This window comes from Mameliella sp. MMSF_3455 (assembly GCF_030733205.1).
In the GTDB taxonomy this organism is placed as follows: Bacteria; Pseudomonadota; Alphaproteobacteria; order Rhodobacterales; family Rhodobacteraceae; genus Antarctobacter.
The window spans coordinates 1-18,635 of the sequence record NZ_JASHJL010000067.1 but is presented as its reverse complement, the minus strand read 5'-3'; the positions used below and the strand labels follow the sequence as shown (position 1 = coordinate 18,635).

Genomic DNA, 18,635 nt, shown 5'->3' with positions numbered 1-18,635 from the left:
CGCTTTGCCATGTTCGTATCCCTTCAAAGGTTCGGGAAACACCTTAGCTGACTGTCCGGTTTCCTGGGACCACTTCAGTTCGTCCTGATGTATCTGAACACCTATCTCGTCGGGCACGTCTTCTTTTCCGAGACGCGCGCCTACATGGCGGTGCTGATGGGGGCGGTGATGGCCTTTGTCATGCTGTCCTTCATGCTGGGGATGTATGCCAACCGGGCGGCGAATATCGCGATCTTCGTCGGGTCGGTGATCATCTTTGCCCTCAGCCTGTGGCTGGTGCGGTCGCAGGTCACGGTGCAGGACCGCTCTTTCATGCGGGCGATGATCCCGCATCACTCCATCGCGATCATGACGTCCTCGCGGGCCGATCTCACCGACCCGCGCGTGGCGAAACTGGCAGAGGACATCGTCTATGCGCAGGATAAGGAAATCGCCGAGATGCGCTATCTGATCGCGGACATTTCCGCCAATGGCGAGGCCGCGCCGAACGGTGAAACCACCGCGCCAGAGGTGGTCGATGCAGCACAGGCCCTGTCAACCGAGGTGATCGCCACGGTCGATCCCGAATTCCTGACCGAGGCAGACATCGCCAGGGCCCTGCCCGACGGCGCCACCTGCCGCTTTACCTATACCGCCTCCAGCCCTGCCGTTCTGGCGGTGGGCAGCGACGCGGCGGTGATGAAGATCAGTGGCGACCTCCTGCGGCTCGATCGGCAGTCTGACCGCTTTGCCGCCGATCCGCTGAGCGCCGAGATCCGTCAGCGTGGTGACCTGACCGATCTGATCGTGACAGCCGGGCCGGATTACACCGCCGGGTTCCGCGGCCAATATACCTGCGACGGCGGCCAATGATGACCAAGGATACGCAAACCGCCACCCTCTATCGCATGGTGATGCCGGACCACCTCTGCCCCTTTGGGTTGAAGTCAAAGGACCTGCTGGAACGGCAGGGGTATTCCGTCGACGACCACCACTTGGAAACACGCAGGCAAACCGATGCCTTCATGCAAGAGCACGGCGTCGAAACCACGCCGCAGACCTTCATCGATGGAGAGCGCATCGGCGGCTATGACGACCTGCGCGTGTATTTCGACCTCGACCCGCCGAAAGAGGAGCAGAGCGAGACCAGCTATCGGCCGGTGATCGCCATCTTTGCCGTTGCGGCGCTGCTGGCGCTGGGGCTGTCGTGGCACCAGTATGGCACGATCCTGACGCTCCGCGCGGTCGAATGGTTCATCTCGTTGTCCATGACCATTCTGGCGATCCAGAAGTTGCAGGACGTCGAGAGCTTTTCGACCATGTTTCTGAACTACGACCTGCTGGCCCGGCGCTGGGTGCCCTACGGCAAGGTCTATCCGTTTGGCGAGGCATTGGCCGGCATCCTCATGACCGCCGGCGCGCTGACGAGGATCTCTGCCCTGGTGGCGCTGTTCATCGGCACCATCGGCGCGGCAAGCGTGTTCAAGGCGGTCTACATCGACAAACGCGAATTGAAATGCGCCTGCGTCGGAGGATCCTCAAACGTGCCGCTGGGCTTCATCTCGCTGACCGAGAACCTGATGATGATGGCGATGGCGCTCTGGATGGGCGGCAAGGCGTTGATTGGGTGACGCCTGGAAAAGTGCCTGTTTATCAGTCTCCTGACCGGTCGACATGTAAATCGCGGTCACACGCTTTGGTGACTTGCCGAGTGCCGGTTTCGCGATTATCGGTTCAGGAATGTTGTACTGGATTCGCATCTTTCTGGTCCTATCCCGGGTTTCTGTCCTTTTGCTGGCAGTGACTCTGATGCCGTCCAATGTTTCTGCGATGGTTCAGTGCGACGGGCACGAGGCACCCATTGCACAGGCTCTCGACCAGGCCGATCAGACGACGAAACACGCGGTCGATCACGTCACGGATCATTGCGGGTCGCACATCTGCGTCCTTGGCGACCTCCGTACAGCAGACGCGGAAACACCGCGCTCCGTCGGTGTAGCGACCCGGTCCTGGGACATGGCCTCTCTTGTCGTCACCGCAATCCCCGAAGGTTTGCAGCGCCCCCCGCGCGCCTGATGCATCCCCTGCCGCGGCGTATCGCCTGCGGAAAAATGCATCTGACACGACGAGGGACTTCACGTGAAAATTCCGTTTGCGGCAGGTTTGCCGCTGCTCGTGGCCGCCTGCACGGCGCTGCCCGAGCTTGACACAGCGCCCGCGCTGACCGCGCCGGCGTTGCAGGTGCCCTTGGGTGCAGCTCATGCTGGCCCAACTGTAGACTACGTCGCGCGTCCAATCACCGGGCCGGGTGATTGGCGGCAAATGAACGACGCGCAGGCGCCGGGGGGCGGGTCATGAGGGCGCTGACCCTTTTGCTGATCGCCGGGTCGCTGCTGGCGGCCTGTGCGAACCAAGGCGTGATTGCGACGGCCTCGGACCGACAGGCCGGGTTTGGCTTTGTCAGCAACAGTACGCAGCAAGCGACCGGTGCGGAAACCATCTGGGCGCAATCATCCGCCGAAATCGCCGCGACCGAGGCGCGCGTGCATGCGCTGGTGCATGGCAAGACCATCGGACCGGACACCGCCGTTCAAGTTGCTCTGATGAACAATCGCGGGTTGCAGGCGGCCTATGCCGACCTGGGACTGTCCGCCACCGAGCTTTGGGAGGTGGCCATTGGCCCGAATCCCAGCCTAGACCTGTCGCTCAGCGGGATTGGCGACGGCGGCCTTGCTCGGACGTTCGAAGGCGTTATCACCGCCGCAATCCTTGAATTGGCGACGCAGAAGCGACGCACCGCTCTGGCCGAGACGCGCTTTCGTCAGGCGCAGCTGACCGCGCTTGGCCAGACCATCGCACTGGCGAGCGAGACGCGTATGGCGTGGATCGATGCGGTGGCGGCCTTCGAGGCTTCCAGCCTGATCGGGCGGGCGCAGGGCACTGCAGATGCGGCGTCGGAACTGGCTGCCGAACTGGGTCGCTCCGGAGCGATGAACCGGGCGGATCAGGCGCGCGAGCACGTTTTTACCGCCGAACTTGCGGCTGAGCGCGCAGATTCCCGGCTCGAGGCGCAACTGGCCAAGGAAAAGCTGACCCGGTTGATGGGGCTTTGGCGGGCAGAGACGGCGTATTACGTCCCCGATCGCCTGCCGAGTTTGCCGGTCCACCAACCGGGCCGCAACGACATCGAGAAACTGGCGCTGAGCCATCGCATCGACCTTGCCATCGGCAAGCTGGAATTGGAGGCCGTCGTACAGGACTATCGCCTGACCGGGCAGACCCGCTCCGTGAGCGCGGCCGAGATCATTGCCGGGGTCGAGCTTGAGCGGGATGAAGAGCCCACGCCGATCCTTGCGGCCAGCCTGCAAATTCCGGTCTACAACACCGGCAAACTGGCCGCACGAAAGGGTGAGCTGGCTTATATGCGTGCGGCTCACCAATTGGCGGAACAGGCGGTGAATGCCCGGTCCGAGGCACGCTCGGCCCATTCCGCCGTGACCGGCAAGTACCGGATCGCGCGGCACTGGCGGGACGCTGTGTTGCCGCTGCGCCGCTCCATCGATGAGGAGGCCCTGAAAAGTTATAGCGGGATGCTGACCTCGACCTTTGACCTGATCGCCGACGCGCGCGAGGGGCTGGAAGCCGAGCTGTCCACCGCTGAGGCCAAGGCCGAATATTGGCGTGCCGAGGCCGCCTTGACCGCCGTGATCTGGGGCGGTGCCCAGAAAGGAGAAGAAGAATGAACCGCAGACAGTTGCTTGCGGGCGGTGCCGGGGCCGTTCTGGCCTCTGCCGCCGCCGCCGAAACCCGTTTTCGTGACCTGCCCGAGGCGGCCTTTACTGACTCTCCCTATACTCAGGTGCCTGACCGTCCAGCTTCAGGCCACGAATTCAACCCGGTCGTGACGTTGAATGGCTGGTCGCTGCCCTGGCGTATGAACGGCAAAGTAAAGGAATTCCATCTGGTTGCCGAACCGGTCGAGCGGATCATGGCTGATGGCATGATGGCGAGGCTCTGGGGGTACAACGGTCAGTCCACGGGTCCGACGATCGAGGCAGTCGAGGGCGAGCGCGTGCGCATCTACGTCACCAACCGCCTGCCCGAACATACGAGCGTGCATTGGCATGGGCTGATCTTGCCATCCGGCATGGACGGCGTGGGCGGCCTCAGCCACCCGGCAATCCCGCCGGGCAAGACATTCGTGTATGAGTTCGACCTGACCAAGTCCGGCACCTTCATGTATCACCCCCATGCGGATGAGATGGTGCAGATGGCGATGGGGATGATGGGACTCTTCATCGTGCATCCGCGCGACCCGGCCTTCATGCCGGTCGACCGGGATTTCGCGTTTCTGTTAGCGGCCTATGACATCGATCCGGGCACCTACATTCCGCGCGTCGCCGAGATGACGAATTTCAACATGTGGACGTGGAACAGCCGGATCTTCCCCGATATCGACCCGCTGGTCGTAAACAAGGGCGACCGCGTACGCGTGCGTTGCGGCAACCTGACGATGACCAACCACCCGATCCACATGCACGGCTATGACTTCGAAGTGACCTGCACGGACGGCGGCTGGGTGCCTAAATCCGCCCGCTGGCCGGAGGTCTCGATCGACATTCCCGTGGGCGCCATGCGCGCCTACGAATTCGACGCCATCCACGAAGGCGACTGGGCGATCCACTGCCACAAGTCGCACCACACGATGAACGCCATGGGCCATGACCTCCCGACCTTCATCGGCACGGACAAGCGCCGCCTGACCCAGATGATCCGCCGCCAGCAGCCCGGTTACATGCCGATGGGGACCGCCGGCATGGCCGATATGGGTGAAATGTCGATGGAACTGCCCGAGAACACAGTCCCGATGATGGCGGGCTGGGGGCCTTATGGACCGCTGGAAATGGGTGGAATGTTCAGTGTCGTGAAAGTGCGCGAAGGCATCGCGCCCGACGATTACTCCGATCCCGGCTGGTACAAGAACCCGCCTGGTACGCAGGCTTGGGAATGGACGGGCGAACTGCCCGAAGAAGCCCGCAACCACAGCCCCAATACCATCGTCCCTCCGCGCGACAGCGTTCGGCGGGGCTGATTTGAGAGCACAGGAGAAACGCGCTCATGAAAACTGCCGTTCTGATAATCGGGCTGGCCGTGGCGCCCGCCCTTGCCATGGCAGACGCCGGTCACGGCAACGGCCAGATGGCCGTTGGCATGCCCGCCATGCACGGGCACGAACCGACCCGCACAATCGACGTGATCATGCGCGAGGACTACGACAAGGACGCTCCGTTCGTCTTTGACCCCTCCGCCGACATGGTCTTTGCAAAAGGTGAGACCGTGCGCCTGCGCATCGTCAACAGTGGCCAGGAGGCCCACGAGTTCGTCATGGACACTGTCGCCGCCAATGCCGAGCACAAGGCCCTGATGGAGAGGTTCCCTGAGATGGTCCACGACGATCCCAATGCCGTGCGGCTCGAACCCGGCGAAGAGGCCGAGATCCTGTGGACCTTCAACGCCGCCGGCAGCTTTGAATTCGCGTGTCTGCTGCCCGGCCATTACGAGGGCGGCATGCATGGCCCCCTGACTGTCAATTAATCCCTGATCAAAGGAAACAGATCATGAAACGACTTCTGACCCTCTCGGCCGCATTGGCGATGACCGCCGGTCTGGCTCTTGCCGAAGGCGCTCACGTCATGTCTTCTGGCACGGTGACCAAGATCGACACCAAGTGGAACAAGATCACCATCGATCACGGCCCTTTGGAAAACCTCGACATGCCGGCGATGAAGATGGTGTTCGACGTGGCCAACCCTGCCATGCTTGACGGTCTGAGCGAGGGCGCGGCGATCAGTTTTGTCGCCGACCGGGTGAACGGCAAGCTGACCGTCACCGAACTGACCAAATGACCTGACGACGCGCCCCTGTCCGGGGCGCGTCCTTTACGCCGCAGGGTCCGGGATGTCCCGCGTCAATTCCTGAAGGCTCGGCCAATCCGGGCGGTGATCTCAGGCGCAGGCATGGACCGACGGCGCGCGTGGATTGCAGCTGCGCGATCTTCTCGTCAATCTGGCGCAGGTGTTCCTCGGCCAGCGCCTTGACCTGCAGGCTTTCACGGTGCTCTCCTCGTACAGCGCCGTCAACGTCCTGCAGTTCTCGATCGTAAACCCAAGCGCTCGAGCCCGCCCGAGGAACGCCAGCTTGTGCGGGTCCTGCTCGCGAAAGCTGCGATAGCCGTTTTCTCCGCACTGGGGGCGGAACAGACCGATATCCTCGTTGTAGCGAATGGTTTTGGGGGGCAGGCCGAACCGGCGGTCGATGTCTCCGTTGTTCATGGCTTCCTCCTTTCGCTCATTCTGCTGGGAGGGCGACCCTGCCTGTGCGCCCGTGGGGGTTTCGAACATCACCCGGCGACCCGGCGAAGTCGCAGCGCGTTGGTCAGGCCAAAGACAGACGACAAGGCCACCCATTTCCACGATCAAGACCGGCAGCGCCAGCGCGGCGGCGGACCCCATGCGGCGCGACAGCGCGTGCGCCTCTTTCACCAAGCGGGTGCTGTGGCTTTCGATGTCTGCGGGTTCAGACAGCCGCGCGGGATAACCCGCTTGCGTACTGGAGACGATCAGCTCCGCCGGAGTTGCGGCCCCCTCGGCAAAGGTCATCGTCGCGATCTCTGACGCGAGGTTCACGTTGCGCTACAACACGCCCGGAACCGCCGTCGGCGCCCGGTCCACCCACCCCACACATGACTCGCAGAACATGCCTTCGACATGCAGGGTCAGGGGTGTCGGATCCGACATGGAAGACTCCTTCGGCAATGCGTTGCCCGGGAGGCTGAGCTTCCAGTCACTAGAAGATGCGGGGCGAAATTAGTTTTCTGAGCGGCGCGGTCAATCTTGACCTGCCCCCTGCTGGAACCCCTATCTGCCTGTCAGTCACCATCCGGAAAGGTATCAACATGGACTTCAAGGTTCCCGACATGAGTTGCGGCCACTGCACCGCCGCCATTGAGAAATCGGTCAAATCCGCGGACCCGGCGGCGCAGATCGCCTGCGATCTGGACACGCGCATGGTGCATATCGACAGCGCGCTGCGCGCCGATCAGCTCTCCGCCGCGATCAAGGATGCGGGCTACAAATCCACCGCCGCCTGAACAAGACCGCTGCCCGCGTTGGCGCGCGGGCAGCGCCCGTTATTCCGCAGCTTCGCGCGCTGCAGCAACCAGCTTGGCCAGCTTGTCGGTTTCGACAAACCCAGGCACCAGCGCGTCGCCGATCACGAAGGACGGCGTTCCGTTGAACCCCAGTGCCTGCGTCAGCTGCATCGAGGTAGCGATATGGTCGGCCACGTCGGGGTCAGCCATGTCGGCGCGCAATTGGTCGATGTCGAGGCCGACCTCTTCGGCGACGCGCAACACGCTGGCTTCTTCGGCGCGGCCCTCGTTTCCCATCATCGCCCAGTGGAACGCCTCGTATTTGCCCTGCTTGCGAGCCGCCAACGCGGCCTTGGCGGCAAAGACAGAGCCTTCGCCCAGAATGGGCCATTCGCGATAGACCAGGCGGATGTTCGGATCGGCGTCGATCAGGGCGCGGACCTCGGGTTTGACCCGGCGGCAATAGGGGCAGTTGTAGTCAAAGAACTCGACCACGGTCACGTCGCCGTCGGGATTGCCCAGCACAGGCGCGTTCGGGTCGTGTTCGATCAAGTCGCGCTGCGTTTCCAGTGCCAGCGCCTGCGCATCGGCCTGCGCGCCCGCTTGACGTTGTTCGAGGATCGCGACCGCTTCCATCACGATTTCAGGATTTTGGCGGATCGCCTCAAGGACCAGTTCCTTGATCCGCGCCTCGTCGAGATCTTGCGCCAACGCCGGTAGCGGCATCAGCGCGGCAAGCGCGAGCGCGAGGATAGGTGTCTTGAATACCATGTCAGTTGTCTCCGTTGTCTTTGTCGGCCTTGCTGCGGTCGGCCTGCACTTTTTGGGCCCGCTCGGGCCAAGTCGAGCGGATGTAGGCCAGGATGTTCTTGATCTGCTGATCGCTCAGCTGGTCGCCGAACGCGGGCATGCCGCTGTCGAACTCAATGCCCTGTTGCGCCATGAAGCCCTTGCCGCCAAACTTGGTATAGCCAAAAAGAACACGGTCGCTGTGGTGCCAGGTGTGACCCGTCACGTCATGCGGAGGCGCGGGCAGTCGACCGTCCGGGCCTGGTCCGCGCCAATCGGGCTGACCTTGCAGTTCAGCCCCGTGGCAAGAGGCGCATGTCTCAACATAGAGCGCCTGGCCTTCGGCAATATCAAGCGCAGTCGTTTCGGCCCACGCTATCTGTCCCAGAAACACCGAGGCCCCGAAGATGGACAGATGACCCCTCATGCGACCTCTACCCAAGTCGTCATGCCCGAAACGGCATGTTCCAGCATATGGCAATGGAACAGCCACTTGCCGGGGTTGTCGGCGACAAAGGCGATCTCGCGGGTTTCGCCTGCACCGATCAGCAACGTGTCGCGCATCGGCCCGGTCTGGCTGTTGCTGACCTCTCGGAAATGCATGCCATGCAGGTGCATCGCGTGGGGAAAAACAGTGTCATTGATGATCGACAGGCGCACGTGTGCGCCTGGAGACACCTTGGCCAGCGGCGTGTCGGGCATGTTGACCACGTCGTTCAGCGCCCAGAAATAGCCCGCGCCGGCAAGCTGACGAAAGCCTTTGCGTTCCCCATGCAGCACCGCGGAGTCCATCCGTCCCATCGCTCCGCCGGACATGAACAGCTTGAATGGCGTGGCAGCGGCAAGATCGGGCGCGTCCATCCGTGGATTGGGCGGCAGCGGCAATGGGGCGGCGCGGGGCGCGCTCGCGCTCTGCCCCGCCACCTCGAAGGATACCTGCGGGAACGGCTCGTCGGTTTCGACATTCAGCAACGCCGCCGTCTCGCCCGGCGCGGCGGTGATGTCGACGAACAGGTCTATTCGCTGCGCCGGACCCAGCAACAATGTGTCCGCGATCGGCTGCGGCTCGGCCAGCGGCATACCGTCCAACGCGACGGTCCAGCCCGCCATCCCCTGTAGCCGCAACGCAAAGATCCGCGCGTTCGCAGCATTGACCAAGCGCAGCCGGAGGCGCTCATTCTGCCGCGCTGCAAGGGTCAGGTTGTACTTGCCATTGGTTGTGACATAGTTCCCAGTCCGCCCGCCATGACTCATCATCATCGGCTGATCGAAATTGTCGGCGATCTGGCCCGTTTCCGGATTGATTAGCCAGTCATCGAGGATCAGCACCTCGTCGCGGTCCACGTCCGGCGCCTGGGGTTCCTCGACGATCAGCGCGCCGCGCAATCCGCGGGCCACCTGTTCAAAGGATCGGTTATGCGCGTGATACCAATAGGTTCCTGCATCCGGTACGATGAAGTCGTAGTCAAAGCTCGCGCCCGGCGGCACCGCGTCCTGCGTCAGCCCAGACACACCGTCCATGGCATTGTCAATCCGGATGCCATGCCAATGCACCGAGGTTGCCTCGGGCAGGTCGTTGACCAGTTGGCGCTGCACGCGCGCGCCCTGCTGCACGCGGATCTCGGTGCCGGGGATCGCGCCGTCATAGCCCCAGATGCGCGTCTGAGGGTAGCCCTCGGGCAGAAGTTGCAGGCTCGCCTCGCGCGTGACCAATGGCGTGGCATCGCCAAGTGCAAAGCCCCGCCTCGGCAGGCCCAGACCAGCCGAGGCCCCTGTCAGGGCAAGGAAAGTGCGCCGAGTGTATTTCATCCGCTTTTGTCCTTTGCAGAGGGCGAGGGCCACTGTGGCCCCCGCCCGTCTCGTGTCAGTCCGTCTGCCCGCCGACTTCGCCTTGCAGAAGGTAGGTCGCCATGGCGGTCCGGTCCTCAGGCGTCATGAAGCGCGTGTTCTCGCGCACCACTTCGGCCATGCTGCCGCCAAAGGCATCGCCCGAGGGCGTCAGCCCGGTTTCGAGCGCATAGGCCAGCGCCGAAACGGTCCAGCCGCCCTGTTCCAGCGCCTGCGGCTGGATCGAAGGCGCCTTGCTGCCGCCGGGCAGGGCGGCATTCCCGGCGAACCGCGCAGCGAGGTCACGCCCCCCGGCAAGGTTGCGTGGCGTATGGCAGGCGCCGCAATGGGCCGGACCCCGGACCAGAGCCCGCCCCCGGTTCCATGCGTCGCTACGGCCGTCGACCGGCCCGGTATCCGGGTCGTGAAGGAAGGCCGCGCGCCACAACTTCAGCCCCCAACGTTGATCGAAGGGGAAGCCCACCGTATGAGCCGGCGCAGGGTCCGCAACTGGCGGCACCGTTTGGAAGGCGGCCCAGAGATCGGCGATGTCCTGATCGGTGAAATCGGCGTAGAACGCATAGGGAAAAGCCGGGTAGTACGGGGTGCCGTCTGGCCCGACGCCCTGCCGCACCGCTTTGGCAAATTGCTCGACCGTCCAGGTGCCAAGGCCACTGACCGGATCGGTGGTCAGGTTCGGTGGGTGGAACGCGCCAAACGGCGTATCCAGCGGCGCGCCCCCCGCCAGGGGCGCGCGCCCCGCCTCGAAGTTCGAGTGACAGGATATGCAGCCGCTGACCCGCGCAAGATAGGCCCCTCGATCGACGTCGCCCGACAGCGCGATCGGCCCTGGCGCAGCGCCGACCGGCCAGACGACAAGAGACGCCAGGGTCGCAGCTCCGACCGTTCCCAGCACAGCCGCGCCCCAGAGGATGCGCCGCATGGTCAGTCGTCCTCGGCGCGGAAACGCGCGTGGCAGGCGGAACAGACCTGCGTGGTCATGTTGAAGGCCGCATCAGCGGGCATTGCGCCGATGCCTTCGGCGCTCATCATGCCGTCCGTTCCGCCCATCATGGACCCACCGCCCATCATGCTGCTGCCGCCCATCATGGCACCGGCACCCATGCCGCCATGCTTGCCAAGCCCGTTGGCCGCCGCCAGTTCCAGCCCGCGCGCATAGATGCCCAGTTGGTCGGCCAATTCGGTGAACCGGTCCCAGTCCTGCCAGACTTCGTCTTTGGTCTCGGACGGCGCAACGGCGGAGCCTTTGGGGAACTGCTCCGTCAGGGCCTTTCCTGAATGGGCCTGAAAGGTGCGGGCCGCGTCGCGCAGGGCCTCTGCGTCATAGGCGGTTTCGCCGCGCATCATGGGGGCAACGGATTTCACCGCCTTGCCCATTGCCATCATGGCCTCCATGCGCTCTTTGACGATGCCGGTTGCGCCGCCGTGTGCTAGCGCTGTGACGGTTGTGCCGGCAATCAGGGCAGCGGCTGTCAGGGTCGTTTTCTTCATTGTCTCATGTCTCCGTTGATCATCTTTTCAGCTGAGTCATCAGACAAGTGTTCGCGGCGGCGGCGGATCATCGGTAAGTCGCCAACCTTTGTCCATCCGTGCCTCTGACTGGCACGGAGCGTCGAGGCAGGCCAAAGTGACCTCTGGCAGGGGCGTTGCGATGAAAATCACTGGTGCGGCACAGTCGATGCCGGGGTGGCAATGGCCCTGCGCCTCGGGTTCGTGGTTATGATCGCCGACGGCAGCGATCCCGGAGCTATCAGGATGTGGGTCGAACTCTGTCACGCCGAGCGACGCCAACACCAGCCCGCAAAGCAGGACGAGACACAGCCGAAGTCCTGTTCGAACCCGCATCAGTTAATCCCGTTCGCCCGCTGCAATTCACGCACATAGGCCACGATCATCTTGACGTCGCCTTGGGTCACGCCCTCCACGCTAGGCATGTCGCCGAAACTCCAGTGATGTGACCGCACGCCATTCTGCGCCGCCAACACGAAAGCCATGTCCGAGTGGTGACTTGGCTCGTAAATCTTGTGGACCAGCGGCGGCGCGATACCGTTCTGACCGGCAGCATTCTTTCCATGACACTTGGCGCAGGCCGCCTCGAATATGGTTTTGCCCAGCTTGGCATTGGCCGACAGGTCATCCGGCAGTGAGATCTCGGCAATCGGCGCGCCTTCGGGGATGGCGGCGGTATCCGGCGACACCATGGAATGTCCCTGCGGCGCGGCGGCGGGCGAGAACATCTGCCATCCCAGTGCCGCGACCCCACCGATAAGGACGACTCCGAACAGGCCGGTCAACTTGTCCATCTTGTCTTTCCTGCCTTGAATGAATTCAGATCAACTTGACCTGCGTGCCGATGGGCGCGCGGTCGTATACCTCTTCGATCTGCCGGTTGTAGAGGCCGATGCAGCCGTTCGAAGATTTGCGCCCGATCTTGCGCGTGTCCTGCGTGCCATGAATCCGGTAATAGGTCCACGAAAGGTACAACGCCCGTGTTCCCAGGGGATTAGTCGGATCTCCGCCCTCGACATAGGCGGGCCATTCGGGGTTGCGCTCGCGCATCGACGGGGTCGGTGCCCAACCAGGATTCTTGCGCTTTTCAACGACCTCGGTGTAGCCGCGTTTGGTCAACTCGTCCGTCAGCGGGACAGACGTAGGGTAGAGCCGCATCTCACCCTCTGTGGTCCAGTGTTGAAGCATCATGCTGGCGGTGTCGGCGATGATGATGCCTTTGCCGAGGCGTTCGAAGTGGTCGCGCCAATCGTGGGTACGAAACGCCGAGATGTTGCGCCGCTGCACATCCCCCGCCGCGCGCAGAATGCCGGGCATGGCGATCAGCCCGGCCGAAGCCACGGCCGCGCGCAGAACAGCACGGCGTGTCGATGCCTGTCTTGTCATGGTCGGATCCTTTGTCAGCTTTGGCGATGATAGATACAGGCCGGGCCGCACACATCAATCGCAGCAGGGCCAGAGAAATGTATCTGTTTGTATCCTTGACCTTCCGTTGCAGGAGGGGGCCATAACCGCTCTCGCTGTCACCGCGAAAGGATCGGGCGATGAAGGATGATGGACACTCTGGCAAGGGCGCAGGGAAACTGATGCATTGGGGCATGATGGCCTGCTGCGCCGTGATGCTGCTGCCGATAGCCGGGTATTTCATCGGCGGGGGCACGCTGTCCGGGCTGGGATCGAACGCGCTGACCTTTGCGCCGTTGATGCTGTGTGTCGGCGCGCACCTAGTGATGCACAAGATGATGGGCAAATCGTGCCACGGTCACGACACTGCCAAATCCGAGGCGCGCCAGGAAAGCCGCCCCGAAGAGGCCTGAGGCACTTGACCCTACGCGTCTTTGCGCTTGGGGCCATGGCGGTCCTGTCAGGCTGTTCGGCCACACTCAGTGACTGTCTGCGGTCGCCCTCAGCCCTGTCGACTCAGGGGCGTGACGCGGTCGCGGAGTTGCTTCCGCCCGGCTGCCGTGTCGTCGATACATCTTCGCCCGGCGTCGCGCAGTTGAGCTGCAAGGACGGTCGCATCGGATTTGTCTTGAACACGGGAAACTGACGTGACGACCCTTCCCCTGAAGACATGCCTTGCCGTGCTGCTGGCCGCTCTGTCTCTGAGTGCAACCGAGACCTTTGCCGCCACGTCCGACAGCCACCGCTCGACCCCTGTCGTTGCCCGGCTGATCACCGCGCAGAACGGTGTCGCGCCCGGATCACGAACCCTCGCCGCCGGGTTGGACCTGAACATGGCGGAAGGATGGAAGACCTACTGGCGCACACCGGGCGAGGTCGGCACACCGCCCCGCGTCGACTGGTCCGGCTCGACCAACATCGCCGAGATCAATTTCCAATGGCCCGCGCCGGAACGCTTCACCTCCTTCGGCATCCAGAATTTCGGCTATCATGGCGAGGTCGTGTTCCCCTTGCGGATCACGCTAAAACAGCCCGGCGTCGCAACCCGGCTGCACGCCGCCGTGTCGCTGCTGGTCTGTTCCGAGATCTGCGTGCCCGAGGATTTCGTCCTGACGCTCGACCTGCCGCAGGGCAGCGGCATCGATCAGACCTCTGCAGACCGGATCGCGCGTTTCGTGGACAAGGTCCCGCAAGAGGCCCCTGTCGCCCGGATCACCTCCGCGCAATTCCATGTGGATGACGCAGCGCGCAGCCTGACCATCGCGCTGCGCAGCACCAAAGCCTTCGACGCGCCCGACATCTTCCCCGAGGCCGGTGATGGCGTCGCCTTCGGTGCACCTGACATACGGCTGGGCGATGACGGAAGCCTGCTTTGGGCGCAGCTTCCGATCCTGTCCTCCGTCCCGTCCGAGGCACCGCTGATTACCGTGACCGACGGGGCCGATGGCGCCTATACGGTGCCCACGACATCGGTGACGCGCGCCCCTGCGCCGCCCTTCCGTCTGGCGACGCAGCGGACCAGGGCGGGGAAGCTGGTCGGAATCGCCGCGCTGGCCTTCCTTGGTGGCCTGATCCTGAACGCAATGCCCTGCGTGCTGCCTGTCCTGTCGATCAAGCTCTCGACTGTCCTGCGCCACGATCCGCAGGATGGCCCGCGCATCCGCCGCGGTTTTCTGGCGGCCGCCGCCGGGGTCATCACCTTCATGTGGGGGCTTGCGGCGGTTCTGTATGGGTTGAAATGGGCGGGCGTGTCCGTGGGCTGGGGCGTGCAGTTTCAGAACCCTGTCTTCCTTGCGGTGCTGATCGTTGTCATGACGGTCTTTACCGGCAACCTGCTGGGCGCGTTCGAAATCTCCCTGCCGTCGCGGCTTCAGACGCGCATGGCCAATAGCGGCGGCGGAGATTTCGCCACCGGCCTCTTCGCGGCGGTCATGGCGACGCCCTGTTCAGCGCCCCTGCTGGGCACCGCCATCGCCTTTGCATTGGCCGGAAGGGGCCTGGATATCGCAGTGGTCTTTACGGCGCTGGGGCTGGGACTGGCGCTGCCCTACCTTCTGGTCGCCGCGTGGCCGGGGATGGTGACGCGCCTCCCTAAGCCTGGGCGCTGGATGCTGCTGGTCAAGGCGGGGCTGGGGCTGATGCTGCTGGCCACCCTTGGATGGCTGGTCTGGGTCATGAGCGGCGTCGCAGGGGCGCGGACCGCGCTGATCGTGCTGGCATTGGCAATGGCGGTTACGGGGCTGCTATCACTCAAACGGATGTCACCGGGTCGGCGCCTGTCCAGCGCTGCGCTGCTGGCCGGGCTGGCTCTGGTGGCCGCCCACATGGTGTCCGCGCCCGAAGCCACCCCCGTGCCGACCAACGGCGCGCTGGCGTGGCAAAGCTTTGCCCGCGCCGAGATCGCGCGGCAGGTGTCGAACGGAAAGGTCGTCTTTGTCGATGTCACCGCGGATTGGTGCCTGACCTGCAAGGCTAACAAGGCGTTGGTGCTGGAACGCGACCCCGTGCGCACTGCGTTATCCGCCGATGGAATCACGCTGATGCAGGCCGACTGGACGCGCCCGGACGACGCCATCTCGCGCTATCTCGAAAGCTTTGACCGCTACGGCATCCCCTTCAACGCGGTCTATGGACCGGCCGCGCCTGAGGGTATCGTCCTGTCGGAACTCCTGACGACCCAATCCGTGCTGAAGGCTCTCGATCAGGCAGCCTTGCCGGACTGACGTGGAATCATTTTATTTTCCGAATGTGTTCGAGCTATAGTTGGTCTGCAATTCCGCGTCAGAGGGCATGGCCATGTCGGTCGACCGAAAAGAACACTGGGACACCGTCTATGGCAAAACTCCCGAGACCCGCCTTAGCTGGCATCAGGACGACCCGGCCGTCTCGCTCAACCTGATCCGGATGGCCGGGATCACCGCCGGCGCATCGGTGATCGACATTGGCGGCGGAATGTCCCGTTTCACGAACACAGTGCTGGCGATGGGGTTGCGCGATGTGACAGTTCTGGACCTGTCGCATGTGGCCTTGGATGCCGCGCGCGATCGACTCGGGTCCTCCGGGCGCAGCGTGACATGGCTTTGCCAGGACATCACCAGCTGGTCCCCAACGCGAACATACGACCTGTGGCATGACAGGGCGGTGTTTCACTTTCTCACCGCTCCATCCGACAGGGCCGCCTATATCGAAAACCTGACACGCGCCGTCCGGATCGATGGCCATGCCATCATAGCCACTTTCGCGCCGGACGGGCCGGAACGGTGCAGCGGACTGCCGGTCGCCCGCTACAGCCCCGAGGATATTGCGGCGCTTTTGGCCGAAGGATTCGTGCTGGTGGCGCATCGCCGCCACCTGCACGTCACCCCGAAAGGCACGCAGCAGGCCTTCCAATACAGCCTGTTGCGCCGGATCGGCTGACTTCATTCTCGCCCGATTTGCGCCAGTTTCGCCCGCACGTCAGCCTTGCGCGGATCACCCTCAGGCAGCAGCGCATCCGTGCGAAGATACGCCTCCCGTGCCTTGTCCATCTCATGCAGCACGCCATAGGCATTCGCCAGCCGCAGCCATCCGTCCACATCGTCCGGTTCATCCTAAAGCCGGATCGCGAGGCGATCCACCATGGACTGGATGAAAGCCGCCCTGTCGCCTTCGCTCATCTCCTGTGCGGCGGCGATATCGGCGGCACTGGGGCCGGGGCGACCGGAGCACGCGACGCGATGGGCGCCCGGCCGAGCGTCTCCCCATACGCATTGGCCTGCGCGATATAGGTATCCATCCAGCGCTGATATCCCGGCGTCTCGTCCAGTCGCGCGGTCAGGCGGTCATGGGCTACAGAGATCTCCCAAGCCTGTGTGTCTGCATCGCAATGTAGGGTGACAGGGCTGCTGTTACTCAGCCGCCTGTCCCTGGGTCCGCGCCTGTCCGGCGCGGCGCTGCTGGCCGGGCTGGCGCTGGTGGCCGCCCCCTTGGTGTCCACGCGCCGAACAGCGGCGCTCTTACCTGGCAAAGCTTTGTCCGCGCCGAGATTGCGCGGCTTGTGTCGAACGGGCAGGTCGTCTTTGTCAATGTCACCTCGGACTGGTGCCTGACATGCAAGGCCAACAAGGCGCTGATGTTGGAACGAGACCCTGTGCGCGCGGCATTGTCCGCCGACGGCATCACCCTGATGCAGGCCGACTGGACGTGCCCGCACGATGCGACTTCCCGCTATCTCGAAAGCTTTGACCGTTACGGCATCCCCTTCGACGCGGTTTATGGACCCGACGCGCCAGAGGGCATTGTCCTGTCGGAAATTCTGACCGAACAATCTTTGCTGAAGGCTCTCGATCAGTTTTCAACAACGTTACACCTATCCCCCGCCCGTCAAACGGATTGGCCGTACCGTCCGACCAGCCAACAAAAAACGATTGCCGTGCTGGCCCAAAGCGTCGCCTGCACCGCCAGCGTCGATGCACGAAATTGCCAGAGCACATCACCCGGAAAAGCCGGATCCACCTCGTGGAACGAGGGCAGCACGATTGCTGCCCCGGTCATGACTCCAGCATAGATTGCGGCCCCGATCAGCATCTTGCGGTGCCGGGAAGGGACGCCTTTCACCGCCGAGACGGCAAACCCGAGCGTTGCCAGCGACAGGGCCAGAAAGGCGAAATAAGCCAGCGTGCGTGCCCCGATCGTTTCGGAGTTGCCTACTGCGGGCGGATTCCCCGGAAACTTCAGCATGGGAACGACGATCACCGCGGCGAATCCCAACGCCGTGATCCAGCCCACCGTGGCTCGTGTCGATCCATGCAGGAACCGTCCCCGCGCCACGGCAAAGCTGATCGCCAGGATCCCGCCCAAGGCCGCACCGATAGCCGCAAGACCGACGAACAATCCCGGCCCAGCTTGCAAGCGGCGCGACATGCCAACCGCATCGGGATGATTCGGTGTATCAGCCGCGTGGGCGTGACTGTCGGCGACTTCTAGGGCGATGGCCGCGTCCAGCGCGGGTTCTCCAACGAGTCGCGCCACGCCGAACGTCATCACGGACGCCAGCAACCCGGCCAGCAGGCCGAACACAAGAAGACGTGTCATGCCTGTATCTTAGTGGCAGGGAAAGCCAAGAAGGTGGCGCGCATCATGCACGAATTCATGCACGTCTGTCCCGTGGAAAACGGACCATGCGCCCTGTTCCGCACCGACGAAATAGACCACCAAGACAGCCAACAGCGAAGCCAGGGCCGCCCAAGGGGCAATGTCCCGCAGCGGGATGGCGGGGAGATCGCTAGAAACGGCGGAACGGGTTGCGACAGTCATTTGGCACTCCTTTTGATGACGCGTCATGAGTATTCCCGGGGACCCGTGTCTGACTTACGCTTGCGCGATCACAGTGGCGCGACCGTTCCGGATTCTCACCGGCTTCCGTGTTCCCCTACACTTAAGCGTTAGGTCAAACTGCGCTCACATGCCAACGGTTTCTCGCTCCACCTGTTCGAAAGTTCCACTATGCGCCTAATCCTTGTTGCCGCTCCCATGTCTGTACATCACCCCTTTCGCCTTGCCGCGGAATTGAGTGCTGCGCAGTTGCAGCGGGCGCGTACTCTTTCTGACCGGCTTCGTGGCAGCGTTTGCTGGACCGCGCCGGGAACCCGCGCGGTAGCCCTGGCTCTCGGGATGCAGCCAAACGACTGCCCGGCGCTCGGCGCGCAGGATTTCCGACGCTGGCCCGACATGACCCTGGACGAAATCGCAGCCAGCGATCCCGAAGCGCTGTCGCTTTGGACCCTTGATCCTGAGATGCGTCCCGACGGGGGTACGTCACTGATCGACCTCTGCATAGCCGTGCAATCTTGGCTGGACCAGATGGCCGCCTGCCCTGCAAATCGCGTGGTGGCCTTGGCGACCCCGACCGTGCTGCGCGCGGTCCTTGTCAGCGCGCTGGACCTGCCGCCAATTGCCGGATTGCGGCTGGATATCC

At 63.5% G+C, this 18,635-nt stretch carries 23 protein-coding genes, 2 pseudogenes and 1 riboswitch; of the genes and pseudogenes, 13 read left to right on the top strand and 12 right to left on the bottom strand.

Going from position 1 to position 18,635, the window contains the following annotated elements; genetic code table 11:
• Positions 1–87 precede the first annotated feature (87 nt).
• From RBB42_RS26665 to RBB42_RS26635, 7 genes are all read left to right on the top strand, one after another.
• Entirely contained in the window at positions 88–852 is a 765-nt protein-coding gene (locus tag RBB42_RS26665; protein WP_306043932.1) for a DUF305 domain-containing protein, read from the top strand.
• Complete coding sequence (locus tag RBB42_RS26660; protein WP_306043931.1) at positions 852–1,610, top strand: glutaredoxin family protein; 759 nt, start codon at positions 852–854, stop codon at positions 1,608–1,610. The genes RBB42_RS26665 and RBB42_RS26660 overlap by 1 nt, the downstream gene beginning before the upstream one ends.
• Before the next feature lie 109 nt (positions 1,611–1,719).
• A complete protein-coding gene (locus tag RBB42_RS26655; RefSeq protein ID WP_306043930.1) occupies positions 1,720–2,055 on the top strand; it encodes a hypothetical protein in 336 nt (111 codons plus the stop codon).
• A 278-nt stretch (positions 2,056–2,333) separates the two neighbouring features.
• On the top strand, positions 2,334–3,722 hold the full coding sequence (locus tag RBB42_RS26650; RefSeq protein ID WP_306043929.1) for a TolC family protein: 1,389 nt from the start codon (positions 2,334–2,336) through the stop codon (positions 3,720–3,722).
• Positions 3,719–5,071, top strand: coding sequence for a multicopper oxidase family protein (locus RBB42_RS26645; RefSeq protein ID WP_306043928.1), 1,353 nt, complete (start codon positions 3,719–3,721; stop codon positions 5,069–5,071). The genes RBB42_RS26650 and RBB42_RS26645 overlap by 4 nt, the downstream gene beginning before the upstream one ends.
• 26 nt (positions 5,072–5,097) lie before the next feature.
• Positions 5,098–5,574 carry a cupredoxin domain-containing protein gene (locus RBB42_RS26640; RefSeq protein ID WP_306043926.1) on the top strand — a complete coding sequence of 159 codons (477 nt, stop codon included), beginning with the start codon at positions 5,098–5,100 and terminating at the stop codon, positions 5,572–5,574.
• A gap of 23 nt (positions 5,575–5,597) precedes the next feature.
• Complete coding sequence (locus RBB42_RS26635) at positions 5,598–5,885, top strand: copper-binding protein (protein ID WP_306043925.1); 288 nt, start codon at positions 5,598–5,600, stop codon at positions 5,883–5,885.
• Positions 5,886–5,984: 99 nt separating this feature from the next.
• On the opposite strand, the pseudogene RBB42_RS26630 reads toward RBB42_RS26635, so the two are convergent.
• Positions 5,985–6,311 (bottom strand): annotated as a pseudogene (locus RBB42_RS26630) (MerR family DNA-binding protein).
• A gap of 623 nt (positions 6,312–6,934) precedes the next feature.
• Here RBB42_RS26630 and RBB42_RS26625 point away from each other — a divergent pair.
• On the top strand, positions 6,935–7,129 hold the full coding sequence (locus tag RBB42_RS26625; protein ID WP_306043924.1) for a heavy-metal-associated domain-containing protein: 195 nt from the start codon (positions 6,935–6,937) through the stop codon (positions 7,127–7,129).
• A 39-nt stretch (positions 7,130–7,168) separates the two neighbouring features.
• Here the strand turns inward: RBB42_RS26625 and RBB42_RS26620 are convergent, their stop codons facing one another.
• From RBB42_RS26620 to RBB42_RS26585, 8 genes are read right to left on the bottom strand one after another with little or no spacing between them, the layout of a single operon-like run.
• On the bottom strand, positions 7,169–7,900 hold the full coding sequence (locus RBB42_RS26620; RefSeq protein ID WP_094037517.1) for a DsbA family protein: 732 nt from the start codon (positions 7,898–7,900) through the stop codon (positions 7,169–7,171).
• 1 nt (position 7,901) lies between these two features.
• A complete protein-coding gene (locus RBB42_RS26615; RefSeq protein ID WP_306043923.1) occupies positions 7,902–8,345 on the bottom strand; it encodes a c-type cytochrome in 444 nt (147 codons plus the stop codon).
• Complete coding sequence (locus RBB42_RS26610; RefSeq protein ID WP_306043922.1) at positions 8,342–9,727, bottom strand: multicopper oxidase family protein; 1,386 nt, start codon at positions 9,725–9,727, stop codon at positions 8,342–8,344. Before RBB42_RS26610 ends, RBB42_RS26615 begins: the two co-directional genes overlap by 4 nt.
• Positions 9,728–9,782: 55 nt before the next feature.
• Positions 9,783–10,688 carry a c-type cytochrome gene (locus tag RBB42_RS26605; protein WP_306043921.1) on the bottom strand — a complete coding sequence of 302 codons (906 nt, stop codon included), beginning with the start codon at positions 10,686–10,688 and terminating at the stop codon, positions 9,783–9,785.
• 2 nt (positions 10,689–10,690) lie between these two features.
• On the bottom strand, positions 10,691–11,257 hold the full coding sequence (locus RBB42_RS26600) for a c-type cytochrome (protein WP_306043920.1): 567 nt from the start codon (positions 11,255–11,257) through the stop codon (positions 10,691–10,693).
• A gap of 39 nt (positions 11,258–11,296) precedes the next feature.
• Positions 11,297–11,611 (bottom strand): hypothetical protein, encoded by a 315-nt coding sequence (locus tag RBB42_RS26595; RefSeq protein ID WP_306043919.1) that lies wholly within the window; start codon positions 11,609–11,611, stop codon positions 11,297–11,299.
• Positions 11,611–12,069 carry a c-type cytochrome gene (locus RBB42_RS26590; RefSeq protein WP_306043918.1) on the bottom strand — a complete coding sequence of 153 codons (459 nt, stop codon included), beginning with the start codon at positions 12,067–12,069 and terminating at the stop codon, positions 11,611–11,613. The genes RBB42_RS26595 and RBB42_RS26590 overlap by 1 nt, the downstream gene beginning before the upstream one ends.
• Positions 12,070–12,094: 25 nt before the next feature.
• Positions 12,095–12,661, bottom strand: a complete 567-nt coding sequence (locus tag RBB42_RS26585; RefSeq protein ID WP_094037606.1) for a L,D-transpeptidase — start codon at positions 12,659–12,661, stop codon at positions 12,095–12,097.
• A gap of 158 nt (positions 12,662–12,819) precedes the next feature.
• On the opposite strand from RBB42_RS26585, the gene RBB42_RS26580 reads away from it, so the two are divergent.
• The 3 genes from RBB42_RS26580 (at position 12,820) to RBB42_RS26570 (ending at position 16,096) form a co-directional block, all read left to right on the top strand.
• The gene (locus tag RBB42_RS26580; protein WP_306043916.1) at positions 12,820–13,092 is read left to right on the top strand and encodes a DUF2933 domain-containing protein; all 273 of its coding nucleotides are present in this window, start codon (positions 12,820–12,822) and stop codon (positions 13,090–13,092) included.
• Positions 13,093–13,326: 234 nt separating this feature from the next.
• Positions 13,327–15,402, top strand: coding sequence for a protein-disulfide reductase DsbD family protein (locus tag RBB42_RS26575; RefSeq protein WP_306043915.1), 2,076 nt, complete (start codon positions 13,327–13,329; stop codon positions 15,400–15,402).
• Between the two features lie 73 nt (positions 15,403–15,475).
• Entirely contained in the window at positions 15,476–16,096 is a 621-nt protein-coding gene (locus tag RBB42_RS26570) for a class I SAM-dependent methyltransferase (protein ID WP_306043914.1), read from the top strand.
• Between the two features lie 2 nt (positions 16,097–16,098).
• Here RBB42_RS26570 and RBB42_RS26565 read toward each other — a convergent pair whose 3' ends face one another.
• Positions 16,099–16,254: a hypothetical protein gene (locus tag RBB42_RS26565; RefSeq protein ID WP_306043913.1), complete on the bottom strand. Its 156-nt coding sequence runs from the start codon at positions 16,252–16,254 to the stop codon at positions 16,099–16,101.
• A gap of 434 nt (positions 16,255–16,688) precedes the next feature.
• On the opposite strand from RBB42_RS26565, the pseudogene RBB42_RS26560 reads away from it, so the two are divergent.
• Positions 16,689–16,928, top strand: a pseudogene (locus RBB42_RS26560) (thioredoxin family protein); the annotation flags it as partial.
• Positions 16,929–17,041: 113 nt separating this feature from the next.
• Here RBB42_RS26560 and RBB42_RS26555 read toward each other — a convergent pair.
• The gene (locus RBB42_RS26555) at positions 17,042–17,737 is read right to left on the bottom strand and encodes a CbtA family protein (protein WP_306043912.1); all 696 of its coding nucleotides are present in this window, start codon (positions 17,735–17,737) and stop codon (positions 17,042–17,044) included.
• A gap of 24 nt (positions 17,738–17,761) precedes the next feature.
• Positions 17,762–17,974 carry a CbtB domain-containing protein gene (locus tag RBB42_RS26550; protein ID WP_306043911.1) on the bottom strand — a complete coding sequence of 71 codons (213 nt, stop codon included), beginning with the start codon at positions 17,972–17,974 and terminating at the stop codon, positions 17,762–17,764.
• 23 nt (positions 17,975–17,997) lie between these two features.
• A riboswitch (cobalamin riboswitch) is annotated at positions 17,998–18,131 on the bottom strand.
• A 32-nt stretch (positions 18,132–18,163) separates the two neighbouring features.
• On the opposite strand from RBB42_RS26550, the gene RBB42_RS26545 reads away from it, so the two are divergent.
• The coding region (locus tag RBB42_RS26545) for a histidine phosphatase family protein (RefSeq protein ID WP_371932227.1) at positions 18,164–18,635 on the top strand (472 nt) is incomplete at its 3' end.